Below are 18,579 nucleotides of genomic sequence, written 5' to 3'. Positions count from 1 at the left end.
GCGGGAATCTGATCTAGGCGCGCTTGCGGCGGGTGACGCCTGTCGCGACGAGCACTCCACCAGCGACGAGTGCGGCTGCCCCACCTCCGAGGACCCACGGCGACACGCTGCCGCCCGTGAGTGCGAGCTCGAGCCCACCGCCGGTGAGCGGAAGCTCTGTGCCCGCGGATGCGACCCCGGGGTCGTGGTCGCAGCTCACCGCGGAGTCATGGCCGTGCGAGACCGTGATGGTCGCCGTGTACGACCGCGAACCGCTGAAGGCCAGGGCGTAGGAGCCCTCTCCGTCGGACGGCGGGCGGAACGTGACCACGAGGCTGCCGTCGGCGGCCGCAGTGTTGCCCGAGACGGCCGAGTCGCCGGCGTTGAGGCCGGAGACGGACACGCCGACGTTCTCGGACGGCAGGAAGTAGCCTGCGCCGAACACGACAGTGGACACTTCGCAGATGTCGATGATCGGATCATCGACGCTCACGCGCGGTGTACCCGCGTACGAGTCAGACTCGGTCGGAACGACTGGCGCGGCAGAGGCGACAGCAGGTGCCATGAGCACGAGTACGCCAGCGGTAAGGCTGATGGCAGCCAGTTTCTTCAGCATGATTCTCCCCAGAAATACACGCGGAATCGCCTTCGAATACACCCCTGCATCCGACTGCGTGAGTTCTTCCTGTCCCCACGACAGAATTGCAGAACTCAGATATTCCCCAGTGGGATTGACACTACATCATGGAATCGGGAAAGTCACGAGGCGCAGCGCAGTTGCTCGCGAGTTGTCTCCGGACTGTTCACCATGGGCGTGTGGTCGACCACCGTCAGTCGTTCTCCAGCCCCGGTTCCCTGGAATTCGACGGTGATCTTCGACGATTCCCCCGGGGCCAGGAGGACCTCCTGCTGAACCGCCGATCGGGAGCCGAGCAGAGCGGTCTGCACGCCCACCTCTTCTCCGTCGCGGTCGATGTGAGACGGAGTCGCACCTTCGGGGCCGTACACGGTCACGAGCGTCCGGGTCGACCCGGCAGGTACTCCGTAGAACCCGTCAGCGGTCACGTAGGGCGGCAGGGATGTCCCGGCGTCGGCAGGTGCATCGTTCGTCCAGGTCACAGTCACCTGCGTGGTCTGCTCGCCATCGCAGGTGCCGATCGAGGTCGTGATGGTGGCATCGGCATAGAAGTCCATCTTGCCGCCGGTGGTGTCGTTCAACAGGACGCCCACGTGGGTCCGAGTATCGTCCTCCGGCAGCGCCCCGCCGAGAGAAGAAGCCGACAGGATCGCCTCCTCGTCCTCATGCGCGCTCCAGATGCGGATGCGCCGCTCGTCGGCTGACGCCGAGAGAGCGGCGACGAGATCCTTCGGATCCGCCTCGGTCAGCGCGGCGGAGAGAAGCGCTCCTGCCGCTTGCGAGAAGATCTCGTCCTGTGCGAGAGGATCGGGCACCGCGGCGTAGATCTCGGAGAGCAGCAGGTCGACCACGGTGTCTTCGGTGGCGGTGAACGGCCCGAACGCGAGCGGTCCCGTGGCTGCGACGAGGTTCTCGGTCATCACGGCGTCGACCGCGATGACACCGTCGACCGGCTGACCGAAGCGGTCCTGCCATCGCTTCGCGATCGCGGGTCCCGCCTCGGTGAAGTCGGGGATGCTCGTCAGGTTCTGCATGTAGCGACCCGGACGATCCTCGAAGAGGGCGACGGTCGACTCGCTGAGCGGGATCGGCGTCTCGAGGGCGGGGAAATCCGGGACGGAGGCCTGTTGCACGAGTGTGATCCGGCCGTTCTCGGCGTGAAGAAGCGCGATCGCACCGATGATGCCGCCGGACGATCGCAGCTCGGCGTTGTTCTGCATCGCGAGCACGTAGTTCCGGGGTCCTTCCGCGCCGAGCATGCTCGGCAGCAGCGCGGACGCGCCGTGCAGCGCTCCGACCACCGTGGCGGCCTGCGTGACGGTCGTCCTCATCTCGCGCACTGCATCGGCGAGCGGGGGCAGGGTCGCGTCCGCGTCGATGCCGAGGGCGCGTGTCTCAGCCGAGGTCAGCGTCGCGCTGGCCTCGGCGAGAGAGGGCTCGATCTGCGCGAAAGGCGTCAGATCGATGGCGCCGCTCGAGAGCCCGAGACTCGCGAGGTCGAGTGAATCAGCCGCTTCCAGAACGGGGACGAGAGCATCCGAGGCGACGTCGTCGGCGATCTCGGCGACCTCGCTCACCGCCGAGAAGTTCGGACCGAGCCACGGCAGCAGGCCGAATCCGAGCCAGATCGGGTCGGACGTCAGGTCGTGGGCCGACTCCGCATGGTGGGCGATGCGGGAGGAGAACGACGCTGCCTTCTCGAGGTCGCCCTGGCCGATCGCCTGCTTGAGCTTCGATGACGACGCCGCGACCTCCTGCAGGTTGTTCACCGCGCCGATGCCGCGGATGGCGACCCAGCCGACCGCGAGCACGAGGAAGATCACGATCACGCCGATGGTCCACCGCAACCACCGACGACGTACAGGCAGGCGTCCGTCACTCACCCCTGCATTCAAGCACGAAGCGACATATCGGGGGTGCGGAGCTGTCCGATCCTCGTCGCTCGCGGTCACGCTCCCAGGTTCAGGGTGGTCGGGCGATTACTGTTGTCGCATGGGTGCTCGGCTGCGTGTGGTTCTGGATCAGCTGACGCATGTCGTGCACGCGGATCACGCATTGGCGGCATCCGACCTCACCGCGGCGCTGATCTCGACAGCCCCCTCCGGGTGCGATGTCGAGGCGATCGTCCCCTCCGGCGTCGAGGTGCCGATCCCCGGTCTCGCGGATGTGCGCAGACTGTCGCTCGCGCGCCGTGAGCTCGCGGCGTCGTGGCAGCTGGGGATCGTGCGGGGGGTCGGCGGAGGTCTCATCCATTCGCCGACGCTGATGGCCCCGCTGGTGCGGCACGATCGCCTGCACGACCACGACCAGACGACCGTGACGCTGTGGGACCTGCAGGCGTGGGAAGAGCCGGACTCTCTCTCGAAGACCGCCGTCGCCTGGCAGCGGGCGATGCTGAAGCGAGCCGTCAAGCACGCGGATGCCGTCGTCGTGCCCTCGCACGCCGTCGGCGCGCGCCTGGCGGAGATAGCGAAGCTGAGCGGACGGATCCGCGTCATCCCCGGTGCTGCCCCGTGCGGCCTCGTGGTCCCGTTCGACGCGACCGCGCGAAGAGCCTCCCTTTCTCTGCCCGCGGGCTATCTGGTGCTCACGGGCTCCGCCGATTCGCTCGAGCACGGTTTCCGGGCGGCGATCGCAGCGGGCAAGGAAGCCGTCGTGCTCGACGCGCCAGAAGGCTCCGAGCCGAGGCTGGCCGAGGTCGCAGCGGCCGCAGGACTGTCCGAATCGAAAGCGCACATCCGCGGGTCGCTGTCGGTCGAAGATCGGGCAGCCGTCCTCGCAGGCGCGTCCGCGCTGGTGGCGACGAGTCCTCGCGCCGCGTGGCCCTGGCGTGCTGTCGAGGCGATGACCCTCGGTGTGCCCGTGGTCGCCGTCGAGAGCGGAGTGCACCATGACGTGATCGCCGACGGGGGAGTGATCGCCGAGCCGACGGAGATCGCCGAGGCCGTGGCTGACGCGGTCGGTGACGGCTCGCGCCGCCTGAGCGTGCTCGGCGCCGACCGGTCTCGCTCTTTCTCGTGGCTCGGCGCGGCCGAACGCGTGTGGGGACTGCACGCAGACCTGTGAGCCCCGAGACCTTCGGCCTCGGGCGTCGGGGCCCGCTCAGGAGCGCATGACCGCTACGGCCTCCGCGCTGGGGCCGTCGAAGCGCACCTTGCCCTTCTGAAGCAGGATGCCGCGATCGCAGAGGTTCGAGACCATGTTGAGATCGTGGCTGACGACGACGAGCGTCTTGCCCTGGGCGTGCAGCTCGCGCACGCGGGCGAGGCACTTCTTCTGGAACGGCTCGTCGCCCACGGAGAGGATCTCGTCGATCAGCAGGACGTCCATCTCGGTGTGGATCGCCACGGAGAACGCGAGTCTGAGGAACATGCCGGACGAATAGTGCTTCACCTCGGTGTCGATGAACTGCTCGATCTCGCTGAACGCGACGATCTCGTCGTACCGCGCCTCGGTCTCCTTCTTGGTCATGCCCAGGATCGCGGCGTTGAGGAAGATGTTCTCGCGTCCGGACAGGTCGGGGTGGAACCCTGCGCCGACCTCGATGAGGCCGGCGACGCGGCCGCGAGTGAGCACGGTGCCCTCATCCGGTTCGAGCACCCCCGAGATCAGCTTGAGCATCGTGGACTTGCCGGATCCGTTGAACCCGAGAAGAGCGACGGATTCGCCCTGCTGGATATCGAACGAGACGCCGTCGAGCGCGTGGAAGTCCGTCGTCAGCGGCTTGCGGCGGATCGCGGCGAGAGCCGTCTCCTTGATCGAATGCGTGTGCCGGAGCTTGAAGGTCTTGTGGACGTCGTCGATGATGATCCGCGGGAGAGGCTGCGCATCAGAGATCTTGGGCAAAGCGGCCCTCCAGTCGGCGGAAGACGAGCTGGCCGATGACCAGCGCGATGAGTGACGTCACGAGTGCGATGAGCCCGTACAGCCAGATGTCGGGGATCGGGGAGGCGTCGGGTCCGAGTGGGAACCAGACTCCGTAGTGGAACAGCTCGACGGCGGCGGTGATCGGGTTCAGCCGATAGAGGACGAAGAGCCACTCCGGCACGACTCTGGCGACCTGGGTCCACTCGTACATCACCGGAGAGGCCCAGATCGCGACCATCACGATGATCTCGACGAAGCTCTGCGCGTCGCGGAAGGTCACGTTGATGGAGCCGAAGAAGAGGCCGAGGCCGCTGGCCAGAACGGCGATGATCACGAGAGCCAGCAGGATCGCGCCCAGGGAGGCGAACGAGGGGGCCCAGCCGAAGAAGAGCGAGATCGCGATCACGACGATGATCTGCGGCACCGTGTTCACGGCGGCGATCATCATGCTCGCGATGGGGAACATCTCGCGGGGCAGGTAGATCTTCTTGATGAGCGCCGCATTGTCGACCAGCGAGCGGGTGCCGTTGGAGAACGCCTCGTTGAAGAATGTCACGACCGTGATGCCCGAGAGCAGGTAGATCGGGAAGAAGTCGACCCGGTCGTTCAGACCGAGGAAGACACCGATCGCGACGAAGAAGACGACGAACTGCACGAGGGGCTTCACGTACGACCAGAGCCACCCGAAGATGGATCCCCGATAGCGGATCTGCACTTCCTTGCGCACGATGAGCGAGAGCAGATGCCTTTGCCGGAAGACCTCGAGGAGCCCTCGATTCGCGCCAGGAGTCGTCATTCTCTGGTCGTCGGCTGTGCGAGCCTGTTGCACCGCGATTCCACCTTCCGAGGCGCCGACGGTCTCGGGCGCACCGAGAGCAATCATACGATCCCTGACGCATCGTCCCTGGCAGATCGATGGGGAAGCCGCGAACGCACAGCACAGGCTCAACCCAGGGTCGCAGGGGCGGTCGCTGGTAGGATCGCGGAGGTCTCGTGCGTCCGTCGATCCGAAAGCAAACTGTATCCGTGACACCTCTTCAAGCTCTCGATCAGCCTGCACTCTTCCGATTCGAGGACCCGCAGACGGGTGCGAATCTGTCGGAGCGCGAACGTCGCCTTCTCGTCGGTGCGCTGAACTTCCACGCGCTGATGGCGCCTCAGCGGACGCTTCGGATCCATCTCTACGACGGCTCGGTGGAGACGACGCCTCGACTGACCGACGACAGCACGTTCGACGGACTCTCTCGGAACAACCGTCACCGGATCGAGAGCTTCGACATCGTCAGCTCCGTCTCCGTCGAAGAGCGTGAGCCCGAACTCACGGAGGCCGTCTCAGCCCGACTCGTGGCGTCGCCCGCCAGGCATCTGCACGTGTCGTCCGACGACGTCCTCGACTCCGATCCGTACCGCCCGCAGCGCCCTGGCCTCATCGGCGGGATCGCACGGAGTGTCAAGTCGCGCGCTCCGCTCCTCTATGACGATGCGCGCGATCTCTCGCTGCTCAGATTCCGACGCAAGCTCACGACCGCGATCGAGCCTCGCGACTATGAGGCGGAGTTCCGCCGTGGAGGTGCGCACGAGGACGAGGTGATCGTGCCGGCCGGCCCCGCCCCCGAAGGGGCGCAGAAGGCCGTGATCATCGGCCTCCACTGGTTCGAGCTCGGCGGCGCCGAACTCTGGGCATTCGAGACCGTGCGTCTCGTGCGCGAGGCGGGTCTGCTCCCGATCGTGCTGACGAATCGGGACTCCCACCAGCCGTGGGTCACTCGTCCCGAGCTCGACGGGGCGCTGCTCATCCCCTTCTCGGAGCCCACCGTCCAGTCGCAGACGGCCGGCGTCGAACCGCTTCTCCGATCGCTGCTGCGCACCTTCGACGTGCGCGGTGTCGTCATCCATCACAATCAGTGGCTGTACGACCGGGTGGCGTGGATTGCGGCCTCACGTCCCGGCATCCCGATCATCGACAGCACGCACATCGTCGAGTACTCGGGCGGTGGCTATCCCCTGAGCAGTGCGATCGCATCGAAGTCGATCACCACACACCACGTGATCTCTCCGAGCCTCGCCCGCTGGATGACGGACGTGCAGCGGATCCCCGCCGATCGCGTGGTCATGGCACCGCTCGGCGGACTCACCGTGAAGCCGAAGGATGCCGTGTTCCGCCCGCGGGCCGCGGGGGAGCAGTTCACCGTCGCGTTCATCGGCCGGATGGCACGGCAGAAGGCGCCGGAGGTCTTCATCACGATGGCGCGAAGGCTGAAGCGTCAGGGCTACTCGCTGCGTTTCATCCTCCACGGTGGCGGCGAGTTGTCGAGCTGGGTCGATGACATCATCGAGGCTGAGGGACTGACCGCCGACATCGTTCGGCGAACCTCGGACACTCCGGTCGCGGAGACTCTCGACGAGGCGCACGTTCTCGTCGTGTCGTCTCACAACGAGGGCCTCACACTCACGACCCTCGAGGCGATCGCGCACGGCGTGCCGGTGATCTCGACCGATGTCGGCGCCCAGAGCGACATCATCCCGGCGTCCGCGCTGGTTCCGCGTCACGCTCGTCTGGCCGCTCGTCGGCTCGCCGAGGCAGTGGCCCCGCTCGTCGACGACGAAGAGGCGAGGGAAGCGCTGTGGCGCAAGGAGCGCAAGGCCGAGAAGAAGCTGCTGTCTCAGCAGTCCGCGAGTTCATGGTTCAAGGAAGAGGTGGGCTCGTGGTGAGTGTCGCTGGAGTGGTCGTCACGTTCAATCGGCTCGAGAAGCTGAAGACCGTGATCGCATCTATAGAGGCGCAGACGCACCCCGTCGAGACGCTGTTCGTGATCGACAACGCCTCGACCGACGGCACGGCGGAGTACCTTGCCGCGCTCGAGACAGCGGTGCCCCTCGAAGTCGTGAGCATGTCGACCAACTCCGGGGGAGCGGGCGGGTTCTCGGAGGGGATGCTGCGCGGATACGCGTCCGGGGCGGATCATGTCTGGATCATGGACGACGACTGCTATCCGAAGCCGGAAGCGCTCGCGAGCCTCATCGCCGGTTTCGACGGGGCGGTCCAGGAGCTCGGCGGCGACGTGCCCTTCGCGTGCTCGGTGGTCGAGTTCACCGACGGCAGCATCTGCGAGATGAACAACCCGGTGACGACGTGGGACTGGGGACGCCTGCTCGTCAAGGGGCAGAAGAACGTCATGGTGACCGCGTGCTCGTTCGTCTCGGTGCTGATCCCGCGGTGGGCCATCGCGGAGTACGGGCTTCCCTATTCGGAGTACTTCATCTGGTTCGACGACCGTGAGTACACGCTTCGCCTCACCGCGCGTTGCCCCGGTGTGCAGGTGCTCGACAGCGTCGTCGTCCATGACATGGGTGACAACCGAGGCGTGAACTTCGCCATGGTCGATCGCAAGAGCCTGTGGAAGTTCTCGTACGGTGTGCGCAACGAGGCTTCCTGGCAGCTGCACCACCGTGGGTTCCTCTACTTCATGGAGTTCGGTGCGCGACTCTTCGTGAGCCTTCACCGCGGCCGCGTTCCGCTGGATCTGCGCGCCAAGCTGCTCGGCAAGTGGGTGAAGGGCATCACCTTCAACCCGAAGATCAAGTATCCAGAGGCGGAGGCGGCGTGAGCTGGGTCTCGATCCTGCCCGCGCTGATCGTCACCGGCGCTCTCCTCTTCCTTCCGGGTCTGCTGCTGGGCTTCCTCCTCCGCCTGCGCGGAATGAGGCTTCTCGCGCTGGCCCCCGCGCTCAGCGTCTCCCTCGTCGCGGTAGCTGCTCTCGCGGCTCCGTTCGTGGGGATCCGATGGAGCATCCTGCCCGTCCTCATCCTCACGGCGGTCGCTGCGGTCGCCGCATACTTCTGGTCGAAGCACGTCGGAAAGCCGGCCCGGCTCCGTCAGAGCTCGAACGCCAGACAGCTGGTCGCCGTGATCGTCTCGATCGTCGTGCCCGCCCTGCTCATCGCGTTCGTGCTGGTCAGAAGCATGCACGACCCCGAGTTCTTCTCGCAGCGCTACGACAACTTCTTCCACCTGAACGCGGTCCAGTACGTCCTCGACACCGGGAACGCGTCGCCTCTGTGGCTGGGCAGCATGACATCGCCGGCGGGCGTGCCCTTCTACCCGTCGGGCTGGCATGCGATGGTCTCGATCATCGTCGCGCTGAGCGGAGCCTCCGTGCCGCTCGCCAGCAACGCGATGATCATCGTCGTCGCTGCGGTCGTCTGGCCGATCGGCGCCGTGTTCCTCGTGCGCGAGCTCCTGGGGCGCAATCAGATCCTGACGGTGATCGCGGGAGCTCTGGCTGCCGCCTTCCCGGCCTTCCCCTTCCTGCTCCTGCACTACGGCGTGCTGTACCCGCTGTTCCTCGGCCTCGCCGTCGCCCCCGCCGCCATCGTCGTCGCGTGGTGGCTGCTCAGGCCCGGGCGGGTTCCGCGTCGTCAGGACTGGGCGCTTCTGCTGGTGCTCGTCGTGCCCGGCCTGGGAGTCGCACACCCTGGTGCGCTCATGGCCGTCGTCGCGCTCACGGTGCCCTTCGTCCTCGCGAGGCTCCTGCATCAGATGAGAACTCCCGGTCGACCGCGACTCATCGGGATCGGCCTGCTGGTCGCATACGCCGCGGCGGGAGTCGTCCTCCTGCAGGTGGTGCGGCCCCCGGCGAGCCAGATCTACTGGCCCATCATCAACACCGTTCCCGACTCGATCGGCGAGGTCGTCGCGGCGAGCGTGTACGGCTACCCGAGCTCGCTCGGAATCACCGCCCTGATGATCATCGGCGCGTACAGCGTGATCCGTCGAGGCACCTATGCGCGCTGGTCGATCCTCGCGATGGCCGTCATCTCGGCGGTGCTCTACATCATCGTCTCGGCGTCGCCGTATGAGACGCTCCGCTTCTGGTTCACGGCACCGTGGTACAACAATCCGCCCCGTATCGCCGCCTTCTGGGCGATCGGTGTCCTGCCCCTCGCAGCGCTGGGCGGAATCGTCCTCGTCACGTGGCTTCTCCGGCAGCGACTGCTGGTGCCGGTACGGCGGTTCTTCGAGCGCCTGCCCATCGTCCTGATCGCCATCGTCGTGATCGCGCTCGTCGGAGTCACCCAGAACGCCGCCATTCGCCAGGCGGCCGCCGACATCGAGTTCACCTATGAACTCCGACCCGGCGGGCCGATCCTGTCTCCGGACGAACTCGACCTCATGGAAGATCTCGCGGAGCTCGTGCCGGAGGATGCGGTCATCGCGGGAGACCCGTGGACGGGAGCCTCGTTCGCCTACGGTGTGAGCGGACGCCGGGTGCTCATGCCCCACCTTCTGATGGACCTCACTGACGATGCCGAAGCGATCAACACGATGCTCAGCACAGAGGGCGACTCGCCGGAGGTCTGCGCCGCGCTCGAGGACACCGGCGTCGGATACGTCCTCGACTTCAGCGCGGACGGGGACTTCCAGGAGAACGACGGAGACTACTCGGGACTCGATGACCTCGACAGCTCGCCCTACGTCGAGCTGGTCGAGCAGCGCGGCGACGCGAAGCTCTTCAAGATCGTCTCGTGTGGGCTCGGGTCATGACCTACGAGATCTTCGTGCCGTTCTGGGGAGACCCGGATCAGCTCTATGAGACCGTTGAGTCCGTGCGCGCCCAGACGGACCCGGACTGGCGGTTGACGATCATCGACGACTGCTATCCCGATGACTCGGTCGCAGCTCACTTCAGTGAAGAGCGGGACGAGCGGATCGTCTACACCCGGAACGAGCACAACGTCGGGATCACCGAGAACTTCCGGGAGTCCGTTCGGCGCGCGTCGGGGGACTTCGTCACGATCCTCGGGTGCGACGACCTTCTGCACCCGAACTATGTGGAGGTGGTCCGCGCGGCGGCCCGCGCTGTGCCGCACGCCGACGTCATCCAGCCGGCGGTTCAGGTCATCGACGAGGACGGGGCTGTCGTCCTTCCCCTCGTCGATCGGATCAAGCAGCGCCACCTGGCTCCGAAGGGACGGGGCGTGACGGTCTTCAGCGGCCCTGACATGGCCACCACGCTGATCCGTGGGAACTGGCTCTATTGGCCGTCGCTCTCGCTTCGAGTCGAGACACTTCGTCGTATCGACTTCACGGACGACCTTCCCGTCATCCAAGACCTGGCATTGCTGATGGACATCGCCTTCGACGGCGGCACGTTGGCCTACACGCCGACGCTCGCGTTCTCATATCGCCGCCATCTCGAGAGCGCATCCCAGAAGACGCTGCTGGACGGCAGCCGTTTTCTCGATGAGCGGCGGTATTACCGCATCGCGCGCCGATCGGCCGCTGAGCGAGGGTGGAGTCGCACAGCGCGGACCGCTCGGGTGCGCCTCATGTCCCGCCTGCACGGGATCGCCGCACTACCCCTCGTGCTGAGGCACGGGACGGCGCGGGGCCTGCGATCGTCGCTGGCGCACGTGGCCGATCTGAGCTGAGTCCGGGGAACCCGAGCGGCGGCTCAGCGGAACCGCGCGGTGGCGTCAGCGCGCGGAGCGGACGCGACGCGCTGCTTCGCGCCATGCGCGGAGGAGCATCCACCGCGACTGCAGTGCCTTGCGGAGTCCTCGCGGCTTCGGGGCCGACGCGTTGGCGTCGTGCAACCGACGCCGCAGCACCGGGCTCTGGACGTGGGCGAGCCCGCGAGCCGTGTTGCCGACGGTCGCGATCCACAGATCATGGGACTCGACGAGGAACTCGGGAAAGGGCAGGATGAGGTCTCTGGCCTCGCGGCGGAACGCCATCGCGCACCCGTAGTAGGGCGCATCGCCGGCGAGCAGACGCAGCTCATTGGCCAGAGAGCCGCCTGAGGGCAGCGCATCGAGGTGCCAGGGGCGTCCGGTGAGCGGAGAACGCAGTGGTGCGTCGTCAGGCAGCAGCACGAGGTCGCCGGCCGCGATCGATCGGTCGCGAAGTGCCTCGACCAGCAGCGCACGGCGGCCAGGAACCCACTCGTCGTCCTGGTCGGAGAGGAAGATGATCTCGCCGGTCGCCTCGGCTATCGCGGCCTCGAAGGCCTTCACATATCCGCGGTTGGTCTCGGAGCGGATCAACCGGATGCGATCGTCTCCGACAGCGGCCACGACGTCTGCGGTGTCGTCCGTGCTCGCATCGTCGACCACCACCACCTCGTCGCCAGGGTGGAGTCCGTCGAGGATCGATTCGAGCTGGTGCCTGACGAATCGTGCACCGTTGTAGGTCGCCATGCACACGCTCACGGTCGTCGTCATGCGATGTCTCCCTCAGCCGGGGCGACGAGGGCGAAAGCCGATCGCCTCTCCAGGAGCAGATGATGTGTTCCGGCTGTCACGACGACGGCGAGGATCACGAGCTCAGAGGCCGCGAGCCCGGCGATGATCCCGCTGAGGCCCCACTGGGCGCCGAGGACCATGAGCGGGACCCCGACGAGAGCAGCGCCGAGGGTGCCGAAGAGCACGTAGCGGTTCAGGCCTGCCGGGACCAGGACATTGCGGATGAAAGGCGTCGTCAGACTGGTGAGCGCGAAGGTTGCGCCGAACCCGAGGAACACGGCGATCTCGGGCGTCGCCTTCTCGCCGAACAGCAATGAGGAGAACAGCGGGCCGAGCACCGTCAGCGCCGCGCCTCCGATCAGGGCGAGGGCGGCGTGGAGCCCGAAGGCCACGAAGTGGCGCCGCAGCCGACCATGAGCGTAGGAGACCTCGAGCACCCACTTCTGAAGGGTGTTCGACAGAACGGTGACGGCGAAGAGGGCGATGCGGAAGAACTTGTCCGCAGACGTGGCCTGACCGCTGGCCGTCGCGCCGAGTATGCCCTGCGCGAGCGGGATGGGTGCAGAGGTGTAGGAGCCGCCGATCGTCTCAGCCGCGGCGACCGAGAGGTTCGCGCGGTATGCGCGCAGGATCCGCCGCCCTGCGAACGGGGGCAGCGGCCGACGATAGAGGCGGAGGTTCAGAAGCAGAGGGCCGGTGAGGAATCCGATCAGCGTGAGGATCGGGTACCACAGCAATTGCTCCGTGAGCAGGAGGAGGGGGATCGCCAGAGCCACGCTGATGCTCACCGGGAGGGTCTCGAACAGCAGAACCACTCGCGCATTGCCCACGCCGACCGCGTACCAGACGACGGTCATGGCCGCAGCCGTGGTCGCCAGGGTGACGAGTGCGGCGACGAGGCGGAACTCGGCGGGGACGAGGACCGAGCTGAGCGCGGCGCCGACCGATCCCGCCGCCACGACGAGCAGGCCGCGGCACCAGAACGAATCACCGAAGATCTGACGCCGGGCGGCATCGTCGGCGCTGAGCGCGATGCGCGCACCGCCGGAGATGTTCCAGCCGAACCCCGCGACGATCGCGCAGACGGTTCCCACCGCCTGAGCCGTGCCCACGGAGCCCCATGCCGCCAAGCCGAAGACGTTCGGGATGATGGGCAGCAGGAACAGAGGGGCGATGAAGGAGATCAGAGGAACGGCGCTAAAGCCCGCGAAGCGTGACAGTAGAACCTTCATCGATGGGACTCCTCGGACCATTGCGGCCCAACACCATTCGGGATGGCGGGGACGTGAACGCGTGCGACCCTAGACTACTTGAGTCGGCTTTACGGAGAGGTCAGGGACCAATGGTTGGAGTTATCGTGCTCGCCGCCTATCGACCCTCCAAGGAACTGTTCGCCCGTCAGCTCGCCTCGATACGCGATCAGACGGTGACCGACTGGGAGTGCATCATCTCCGTCGACGGAGAACTCGAGACCGTCGAGGAGGTGCTCGCCGATGTCGCGGCCGGAGACGAACGCTTCCGGATCCTCGCAGACGGCCGTCGACTGGGCTTCTACCTGAACTTCGAGAGGGGTCTCGCGGCAGTTCCCGCAGCGGCGGAATGGGTGGCGCTGAGCGACCAGGACGACTTCTGGTATCCGCACAAGCTCGAGACCCTGCTTCCGCATCTCTCCGAGTCTGCGATCGTGTCGGGCCAAGCCCGGCTGGTGGCCCACCCCGGTGACGAGGTGCTCGGATTCACCGAGCGACGGCAGCTCGATGCCGCGTCGACGATGATCGTGAATCAGTTCACCGGCTCGTTGTGCGTGTTCCGCGCCGAACTGCTGTCGACCGCGCTGCCCTTTCCACGTCTCTCCTCCCACACCGTCGCGCACGATCACTGGCTCGCCGTCGTCGGGATGGCTCGGGGAGGCGGCCGCGTCGTCGAGGACGTCGTGCAGGACTACGTGCAGCACTCCGCGAACGTGTTCGGTGATCCGAGCCGGCTGCGTCTCGGCCCGATCGCGACCCTGCGACGAGCCTGGGGGAACGCCGTCGAGTTCTCGGTGCGGTACGAGGGCGCCGCGTCGCCGTGGGCGATGGCACGGATGCTGTTCTGGATCTACGTGGGGTGGCGCCAGCTCATGGCCCAGACCCTCGTGGAACGTGATCCTCGCTCGCCAGCCGCGATCGAGGCGGATCGGCGCTTCGGTGCGGGCCGGCGGCTGCGCGACACGCTGGGGATGCTGCGTCGAGTCCGGCGCGCACAGGTCGTGCCGACGCCGTTCGTCATCGCATACCTGGGGAGCTGGGCGTCGGGGTGGCTGATCCGGGGGCGTCGACGGACACCCACCGTGGCGCCGTAGACGGCCTCAGGCAGATTCCGCGTCAGGGAGGGGGCGAGCCCGCCACGTGACACGGGCAGCCTCCGTCATGAGCGCAGGCCCCATCCTCCCCATGCGTTCGGCTCGTCCGTCGCGGAATCCCGCGACGAGCAGCTTCCGCATGGTCGAGTGGGGCCTCGCCAGCATCCACGCGATCAGGAAGTACGCGTAGTCGGCTCGGGCGTCGCGGCGCAGGCGCGCGCGATGCCGCGGGTGGCGCCGCGCCAGCACGATGCGATTCCTGGCCCTGTAGTAATACCGGAACGGAGTGCTCAGCGTGAGGGTGGGAAGGAGTGCCCCGAGCGGCCCCGGGAACCGGTAGCGCGCACCCAAGCGGTGCGGCAGTCGGAGGCCGGGGGCGACGATGCACGGCAGGTCCGCGTCAAGGCAGCGGAGCTCGAAATCCGTGTCCACGAGGTCGATGAAGAGAGCTTCGTCCATCAGCCCGACCTGGTCGACCACTCCCGCGGGGAGATACATGCCGGACTGGATCGCGTGAGCGGCATGGACCACTCCGTGTCCTGCCGGCGGTCCGGCCTGGGAGACGTCGGCGAAGAACTCCGGAACCACGGGGCCGGCGGGGACGCCGTGAGCGCGAGCATGTTCCCACGCCGCGCTCAGAGCGTCGACGAACCCGGGAGCGATGGTCGAGTCCTGATCGAACGTCACGATCGCGCTCGCGCCCTTGTCGAGGGCGCAGCGGATGCCGCGATTGAGCGCGGCGCCGATGCCGGAGTTGCGCTCCAAGGCGAGCACCAGCGCTCCGCTCGCCGCGACCTCCGCGCGGATCGAATCGAACTCAGAGCCGCTGCCGTCGTCGACCACGATGATCCCGGTGACTTGGGGAGCGAGATCAGCGAGCAGCGGAGGCACCTGCGCGGGGCGATGAACGGTGACGACGCCCCAGACGCCGTCGCTCGAGTGTCGCGACGTCATGCCGGGGGAGCGCTGTCGGCGCCGCCGCCCCGGTGCTGAGCCTCCAGGGCCGCGATGCGGCTGTCCAACCTGTCCACCTCTGCGCGCGACAGCGCCGCCTCCTCCGCAACGCGACGGATCTCGTCCTCCGCCTGGGAGAGCTCCCAGGAGAGATGCAGCGAGACACCGAGGAGCAGGGTGATCGCGAGAGCGAACAGGAGGTTTGCCGGCACCTGAACACCGAGAAGCGCGGTCGCCCAGAGCAGAAGCTGCGGGAAGATCCCGAGCAGCAGGACGCTCAGCGCGATGACGATCCACATCACCGCGTACTTCTCGCGAAGGCGTCGCGTCAGAAGCATCCAGAAGACCAGCACGAGGATGAACAGCGAGAGGGCGATCCCGACAACGACGATCACTTTGCGTCCTCCTGTTCGCGGACACCGGTGGATTGGCTCGTCGAGCCGGTGCGACGCAGCATGGCCAGGCCGAGCGTGAACACCGAACGCAGCAGATAGATCGATGCTCCGACCGGACCCTGGCTCGGCGTGCCGTGGACTCGCGGCCGCATGGCCACGGGAACCTGCGTCACCGTCAAACCCGCGTGACATGCTGCGACGAGGGAATCGATGGTGTCGCCGAGGTACTCGGCGGGGTAGTAGCGGACATACTGCTCGATGGCTCGGCTGTTGGCGGCGCGGAAGCCGCTCGTCACATCGGTGAGACGGGTCTTGGCGACCCTGGACACCGTCTTCGCCAGGAACAGCATCGCCCAGTGGCGAGGGCCCCGAACCGAATAGTCGCCGACGTCCGCGAACCGAGCGCCGATCGAGATGTCCGCGGTGTCGAGACCGGCGAGGACGCGGGCGATGTCGAGCGGGTTGTGCTGCCCATCGGCGTCGACCTGGATCGCGCGGGTGTAGCCGTGACGTTTCGCGTACGTGAAGCCGGTGCGCATCGCGCCGCCGACCCCGAGGTTGAAGGGGAGGGAGATGACCGTCGCACCGGCTTCTCGGGCGACCGCACCTGTGTCATCCGTGGATCCGTCGTCGACGACGAGAAGATCGAAGTCGGCGTTCGCGGCGCGGACCTCGTGCACGGTGCGTCCGACGTTGCGGGCCTCGTTCCATGCGGGGACAATCACGAGGACACGGTCCGACGACAAGCTCATAGTTCCCCGATCCTATCGGATCGACCTGTCACGTGATCGGTGTGCCCACCGCGTAGTCCGCTTTGAATCCGGGCGCAATCTGGAGCACCTCGGGTGCGCGTCCGCCGCCGAGTCTGAGGAGGATCGCAATCGACGTCACGTGCCTGAGCTTGCCGTTGTCGTAGAAGTAGATCTCGGGCGCGCCGGTGAACTGCACGAAGTCGGCTCCGCTGGTGAGCAGAGGGGACCCGACCTTGAAGCGCGAGAGCTGGTCGCCCGGGAGCACATACTCTCGCGGCGGCGTGCCTCCGTTCAGCTGGAGGAGGGTCTTGATGCTGCGGACATGACGCAGCAACCCGTTCTCAAATCGGTAGATCTCTGCGCGTCCGGTGAAGCGCACGAACGAGTTCGAGGGGAGGAACGCAGGTCCGATGCCGAACCACTGGACGGTGCCCCGCGACCAGGGCAGCACCTGCAACGGTCTGGAGCCGTTGAGGGCCAGCAGATCGGCGGGGGACTGCACATGCCGCAGCGTGCCTCCCGAGATGACGTAGATCTCAGGAGCCCCCTGCGGCTGGACGAAAAGGGGGACGGAGACCGTCGTCTTGGCGCGGGGCATCGCGCCACATTCACCGCTGCCCAGCTTCGTCGGCTTGATGTTGCCGAACTGCGTGCCCGACACCGGATAGACCTTGCCGCCCGCGGCGATCAGTGTGCTGTTGCCGCACACGACGACCGGGGTCAGCGTCGACCCGACCTTCGAGTTGGCTGCGACCGAACTCCGCGGCACGACGGTGAGACCCGTGGCGCCGAACTCACCCGCGAGCGCGGTGCTGGGTATGTGGATCAGGCGATCGCCGAGGAGGGTGAGGTAGATGTCATTCGAGTCCGCGGCACGCACCAGGCTGTTCGCCTTGATCACGAGGAGTCCGATGCCGATCGCCGCAGCCGCCGAGGGCTTCATCGAGGCGACATATCCGGATGTTCCTCGGGAGACATCGACCCAGGTCTGCTGGTTGGCGACGTGCCTGCGCAGACCAGCCTGGTAGAGGTACACCTCCGGATCCGCTCCCGAGCGGAAGAACGACCCGACGGCAGCGCCCTCGGAGAAACGGTCCGCCGTGGCGCCGGTGAGGTTCACGTACGAGCTGAACGAGTATCCGAACAGGGCGATCTGGGCCGCGTCGACGAATCGATGCCGGGTGCCGTCCGGTTCCAGAAGGTACAGGGTGCCTGTTCGAGGATCGTGCACGTAACGCGTGACCGGCTTGCCCTCGGGCATGGGGTCGAGGTCCGTCGCGGCCACAGACACGGCTCCACCGAGCCTCGATCGAAGCGCGGCGTAGTCCTCGCCCGCGACGACATGGTGGCGCATGCCTGACTGCACCAGATAGATCTCCGCGCGACCGGGGACCTGCGCGAGGGTGGCGGCAGCGCCGCCCGCCGTCTGCGTGCTGCCGAACCAATCGGTGAAGAACTGGTAGAAGTTGCGATTGCCGTAGCTGGAGCACCCGTCCCCACTGCCGTAGCCGGCATTGAGTGCCGCTCGATTCGGCTGATACGGGGTGTAGTAGTAGAGCGCGGCGGTCGCCTTGTTCTCGACGCGGACCGGCGCCGAGCCGCAGGCCCTGTTCGGGTGATAGAGGATGTTCCAGGTCTTTCCCGGCGCGTAGTACGTGAACCAGCGTCCCTCGGCATAGATCTGCATCTGCCTGGCCGCACCGTAGATCTGGTAGAAGAAGCCTGCATAGGCCGGATCGCACGGCGCCGTGTCAGGGCAGCCCTGACCGAGTGCCATGTCGAAGCGCCAGCTGCTCGGCCACGTGTGCGTGACGAGGCTCTGCTCCTTCTCGAGCATCACGATGAGCACCCGCGGGTTGATGCCGCAGGACTGCGCGACCCGCGCGATGATCGTGGCCGCCGACTCGTTCGCCGCCCCGGTGTAGCCGCGGCAGTAGCTGTCTGCCGGACGGTTCGGCGTGTTCTGGCGGTAGTCCTTGAGGCAGACGTATCCACTGCGGCAGGATGCGACCTTTCCGCGGAAGAACGAGTCGATCTGGCCGGCGGACATCGTGTCGCTCTGGAAGAACACGGCATCGGAGATGATGTTCCCCGATCTGAACTCCGCCAGGTTCGCGGTGTCGCGTATGGATGCGTCCACTGAACCGGTCGCCGCCACCGACGCTGTCGTCGCTGACGCGGCGGTCGACACGCCGCCGGATGAAGAGGGCGAGACGGCACTGGCCGGCGTCGCCACGAGCAGGGATGCGGCGAGGACGACAGCCGCTGCACTGGCGAGGAGGCCGAGCAGGTGGGGGGATTTTGAGCCGGTCACCTGCTCATTGTGACGGAAATGCACAGATGATGCCAGTGTGAACGGTGTGACGCAAGTAAATCGCCTCTTTCTGAGTCCCAGCTGGGATGTGG

At 66.7% G+C, this 18,579-nt stretch carries 16 protein-coding genes; 6 read left to right on the top strand and 10 right to left on the bottom strand.

What is annotated here, in order from left to right; all coding sequences use genetic code 11:
* Positions 1-13: 13 nt before the first annotated feature.
* Positions 14-595 (bottom strand): hypothetical protein, encoded by a 582-nt coding sequence (locus RU09_RS16705; RefSeq protein WP_042541965.1) that lies wholly within the window; start codon positions 593-595, stop codon positions 14-16.
* 143 nt (positions 596-738) lie between these two features.
* Positions 739-2,499 (bottom strand): DUF4012 domain-containing protein, encoded by a 1,761-nt coding sequence (locus RU09_RS16700; protein WP_042541964.1) that lies wholly within the window; start codon positions 2,497-2,499, stop codon positions 739-741.
* A 109-nt stretch (positions 2,500-2,608) separates the two neighbouring features.
* Between RU09_RS16700 and RU09_RS16695 the strand changes: the two genes are divergently transcribed.
* A complete protein-coding gene (locus tag RU09_RS16695; protein ID WP_042541963.1) occupies positions 2,609-3,682 on the top strand; it encodes a glycosyltransferase in 1,074 nt (357 codons plus the stop codon).
* A gap of 36 nt (positions 3,683-3,718) precedes the next feature.
* Here the strand turns inward: RU09_RS16695 and RU09_RS16690 are convergent, their stop codons facing one another.
* Positions 3,719-4,462, bottom strand: a complete 744-nt coding sequence (locus tag RU09_RS16690; RefSeq protein WP_042541962.1) for an ABC transporter ATP-binding protein — start codon at positions 4,460-4,462, stop codon at positions 3,719-3,721.
* A complete protein-coding gene (locus RU09_RS16685; protein WP_042542182.1) occupies positions 4,446-5,279 on the bottom strand; it encodes an ABC transporter permease in 834 nt (277 codons plus the stop codon). Before RU09_RS16685 ends, RU09_RS16690 begins: the two co-directional genes overlap by 17 nt.
* 230 nt (positions 5,280-5,509) lie before the next feature.
* On the opposite strand from RU09_RS16685, the gene RU09_RS16680 reads away from it, so the two are divergent.
* Genes RU09_RS16680 through RU09_RS16665 form a run of 4 tightly spaced genes read left to right on the top strand, consistent with a single transcriptional unit; the run spans position 5,510 to position 10,915 of the window.
* Positions 5,510-7,195, top strand: coding sequence for a glycosyltransferase (locus RU09_RS16680; RefSeq protein ID WP_052493017.1), 1,686 nt, complete (start codon positions 5,510-5,512; stop codon positions 7,193-7,195).
* Positions 7,192-8,091, top strand: a complete 900-nt coding sequence (locus tag RU09_RS16675; protein ID WP_231567649.1) for a glycosyltransferase family 2 protein — start codon at positions 7,192-7,194, stop codon at positions 8,089-8,091. The genes RU09_RS16680 and RU09_RS16675 overlap by 4 nt, the downstream gene beginning before the upstream one ends.
* Entirely contained in the window at positions 8,088-10,028 is a 1,941-nt protein-coding gene (locus RU09_RS16670; RefSeq protein ID WP_042541960.1) for a DUF6541 family protein, read from the top strand. The genes RU09_RS16675 and RU09_RS16670 overlap by 4 nt, the downstream gene beginning before the upstream one ends.
* Entirely contained in the window at positions 10,025-10,915 is an 891-nt protein-coding gene (locus tag RU09_RS16665) for a glycosyltransferase (RefSeq protein ID WP_042541959.1), read from the top strand. Before RU09_RS16670 ends, RU09_RS16665 begins: the two co-directional genes overlap by 4 nt.
* Positions 10,916-10,960: 45 nt before the next feature.
* Here the strand turns inward: RU09_RS16665 and RU09_RS16660 are convergent, their stop codons facing one another.
* The gene (locus tag RU09_RS16660; protein WP_042541958.1) at positions 10,961-11,707 is read right to left on the bottom strand and encodes a glycosyltransferase; all 747 of its coding nucleotides are present in this window, start codon (positions 11,705-11,707) and stop codon (positions 10,961-10,963) included.
* Positions 11,704-12,960, bottom strand: coding sequence for a hypothetical protein (locus RU09_RS18145; protein ID WP_052493016.1), 1,257 nt, complete (start codon positions 12,958-12,960; stop codon positions 11,704-11,706). The genes RU09_RS16660 and RU09_RS18145 overlap by 4 nt, the downstream gene beginning before the upstream one ends.
* A gap of 125 nt (positions 12,961-13,085) precedes the next feature.
* Between RU09_RS18145 and RU09_RS16650 the strand changes: the two genes are divergently transcribed.
* Entirely contained in the window at positions 13,086-14,072 is a 987-nt protein-coding gene (locus RU09_RS16650) for a glycosyltransferase (RefSeq protein ID WP_052493015.1), read from the top strand.
* A gap of 6 nt (positions 14,073-14,078) precedes the next feature.
* Here RU09_RS16650 and RU09_RS16645 read toward each other — a convergent pair whose 3' ends face one another.
* The 4 genes from RU09_RS16645 to RU09_RS18805 are packed head-to-tail and all read right to left on the bottom strand — an operon-like array spanning position 14,079 to position 18,487.
* Complete coding sequence (locus tag RU09_RS16645) at positions 14,079-15,026, bottom strand: glycosyltransferase (RefSeq protein WP_042541957.1); 948 nt, start codon at positions 15,024-15,026, stop codon at positions 14,079-14,081.
* Positions 15,023-15,421 carry a DUF2304 domain-containing protein gene (locus tag RU09_RS16640; protein ID WP_042541956.1) on the bottom strand — a complete coding sequence of 133 codons (399 nt, stop codon included), beginning with the start codon at positions 15,419-15,421 and terminating at the stop codon, positions 15,023-15,025. The genes RU09_RS16645 and RU09_RS16640 overlap by 4 nt, the downstream gene beginning before the upstream one ends.
* Positions 15,418-16,173: a glycosyltransferase family 2 protein gene (locus tag RU09_RS16635; RefSeq protein WP_042541955.1), complete on the bottom strand. Its 756-nt coding sequence runs from the start codon at positions 16,171-16,173 to the stop codon at positions 15,418-15,420. Before RU09_RS16635 ends, RU09_RS16640 begins: the two co-directional genes overlap by 4 nt.
* Positions 16,174-16,201: 28 nt before the next feature.
* Positions 16,202-18,487: a hypothetical protein gene (locus RU09_RS18805; RefSeq protein ID WP_052493014.1), complete on the bottom strand. Its 2,286-nt coding sequence runs from the start codon at positions 18,485-18,487 to the stop codon at positions 16,202-16,204.
* Between the last annotated feature and the right edge of the window lie 92 nt (positions 18,488-18,579).

Origin of the sequence: Microbacterium sp. MEJ108Y (assembly GCF_000834175.1) — a bacterium.
In the GTDB taxonomy this organism is placed as follows: Bacteria; Actinomycetota; Actinomycetes; order Actinomycetales; family Microbacteriaceae; genus Microbacterium; species Microbacterium forte.
This window is presented reverse-complemented; position numbering and strand designations above follow the sequence as displayed.

Bases quoted from the DNA above. Each gene is read 5' to 3' on its own strand.
- RU09_RS16705 (WP_042541965.1), bottom strand. From the start codon at position 595: ATGCTGAAGAAACTGGCTGCCATCAGCCTTACCGCTGGCGTACTCGTG.
- RU09_RS16695 (WP_042541963.1), top strand. From the start codon at position 2,609: ATGGGTGCTCGGCTGCGTGTGGTTCTGGATCAGCTGACGCATGTCGTG.
- RU09_RS16685 (WP_042542182.1), bottom strand. From the start codon at position 5,279: ATGACGACTCCTGGCGCGAATCGAGGGCTCCTCGAGGTCTTCCGGCAA.
- RU09_RS16665 (WP_042541959.1), top strand. From the start codon at position 10,025: ATGACCTACGAGATCTTCGTGCCGTTCTGGGGAGACCCGGATCAGCTC.
- RU09_RS16660 (WP_042541958.1), bottom strand. From the start codon at position 11,707: ATGACGACGACCGTGAGCGTGTGCATGGCGACCTACAACGGTGCACGA.
- RU09_RS18145 (WP_052493016.1), bottom strand. From the start codon at position 12,960: ATGAAGGTTCTACTGTCACGCTTCGCGGGCTTTAGCGCCGTTCCTCTG.
- RU09_RS16645 (WP_042541957.1), bottom strand. From the start codon at position 15,026: ATGACGTCGCGACACTCGAGCGACGGCGTCTGGGGCGTCGTCACCGTT.
- RU09_RS16635 (WP_042541955.1), bottom strand. From the start codon at position 16,173: ATGAGCTTGTCGTCGGACCGTGTCCTCGTGATTGTCCCCGCATGGAAC.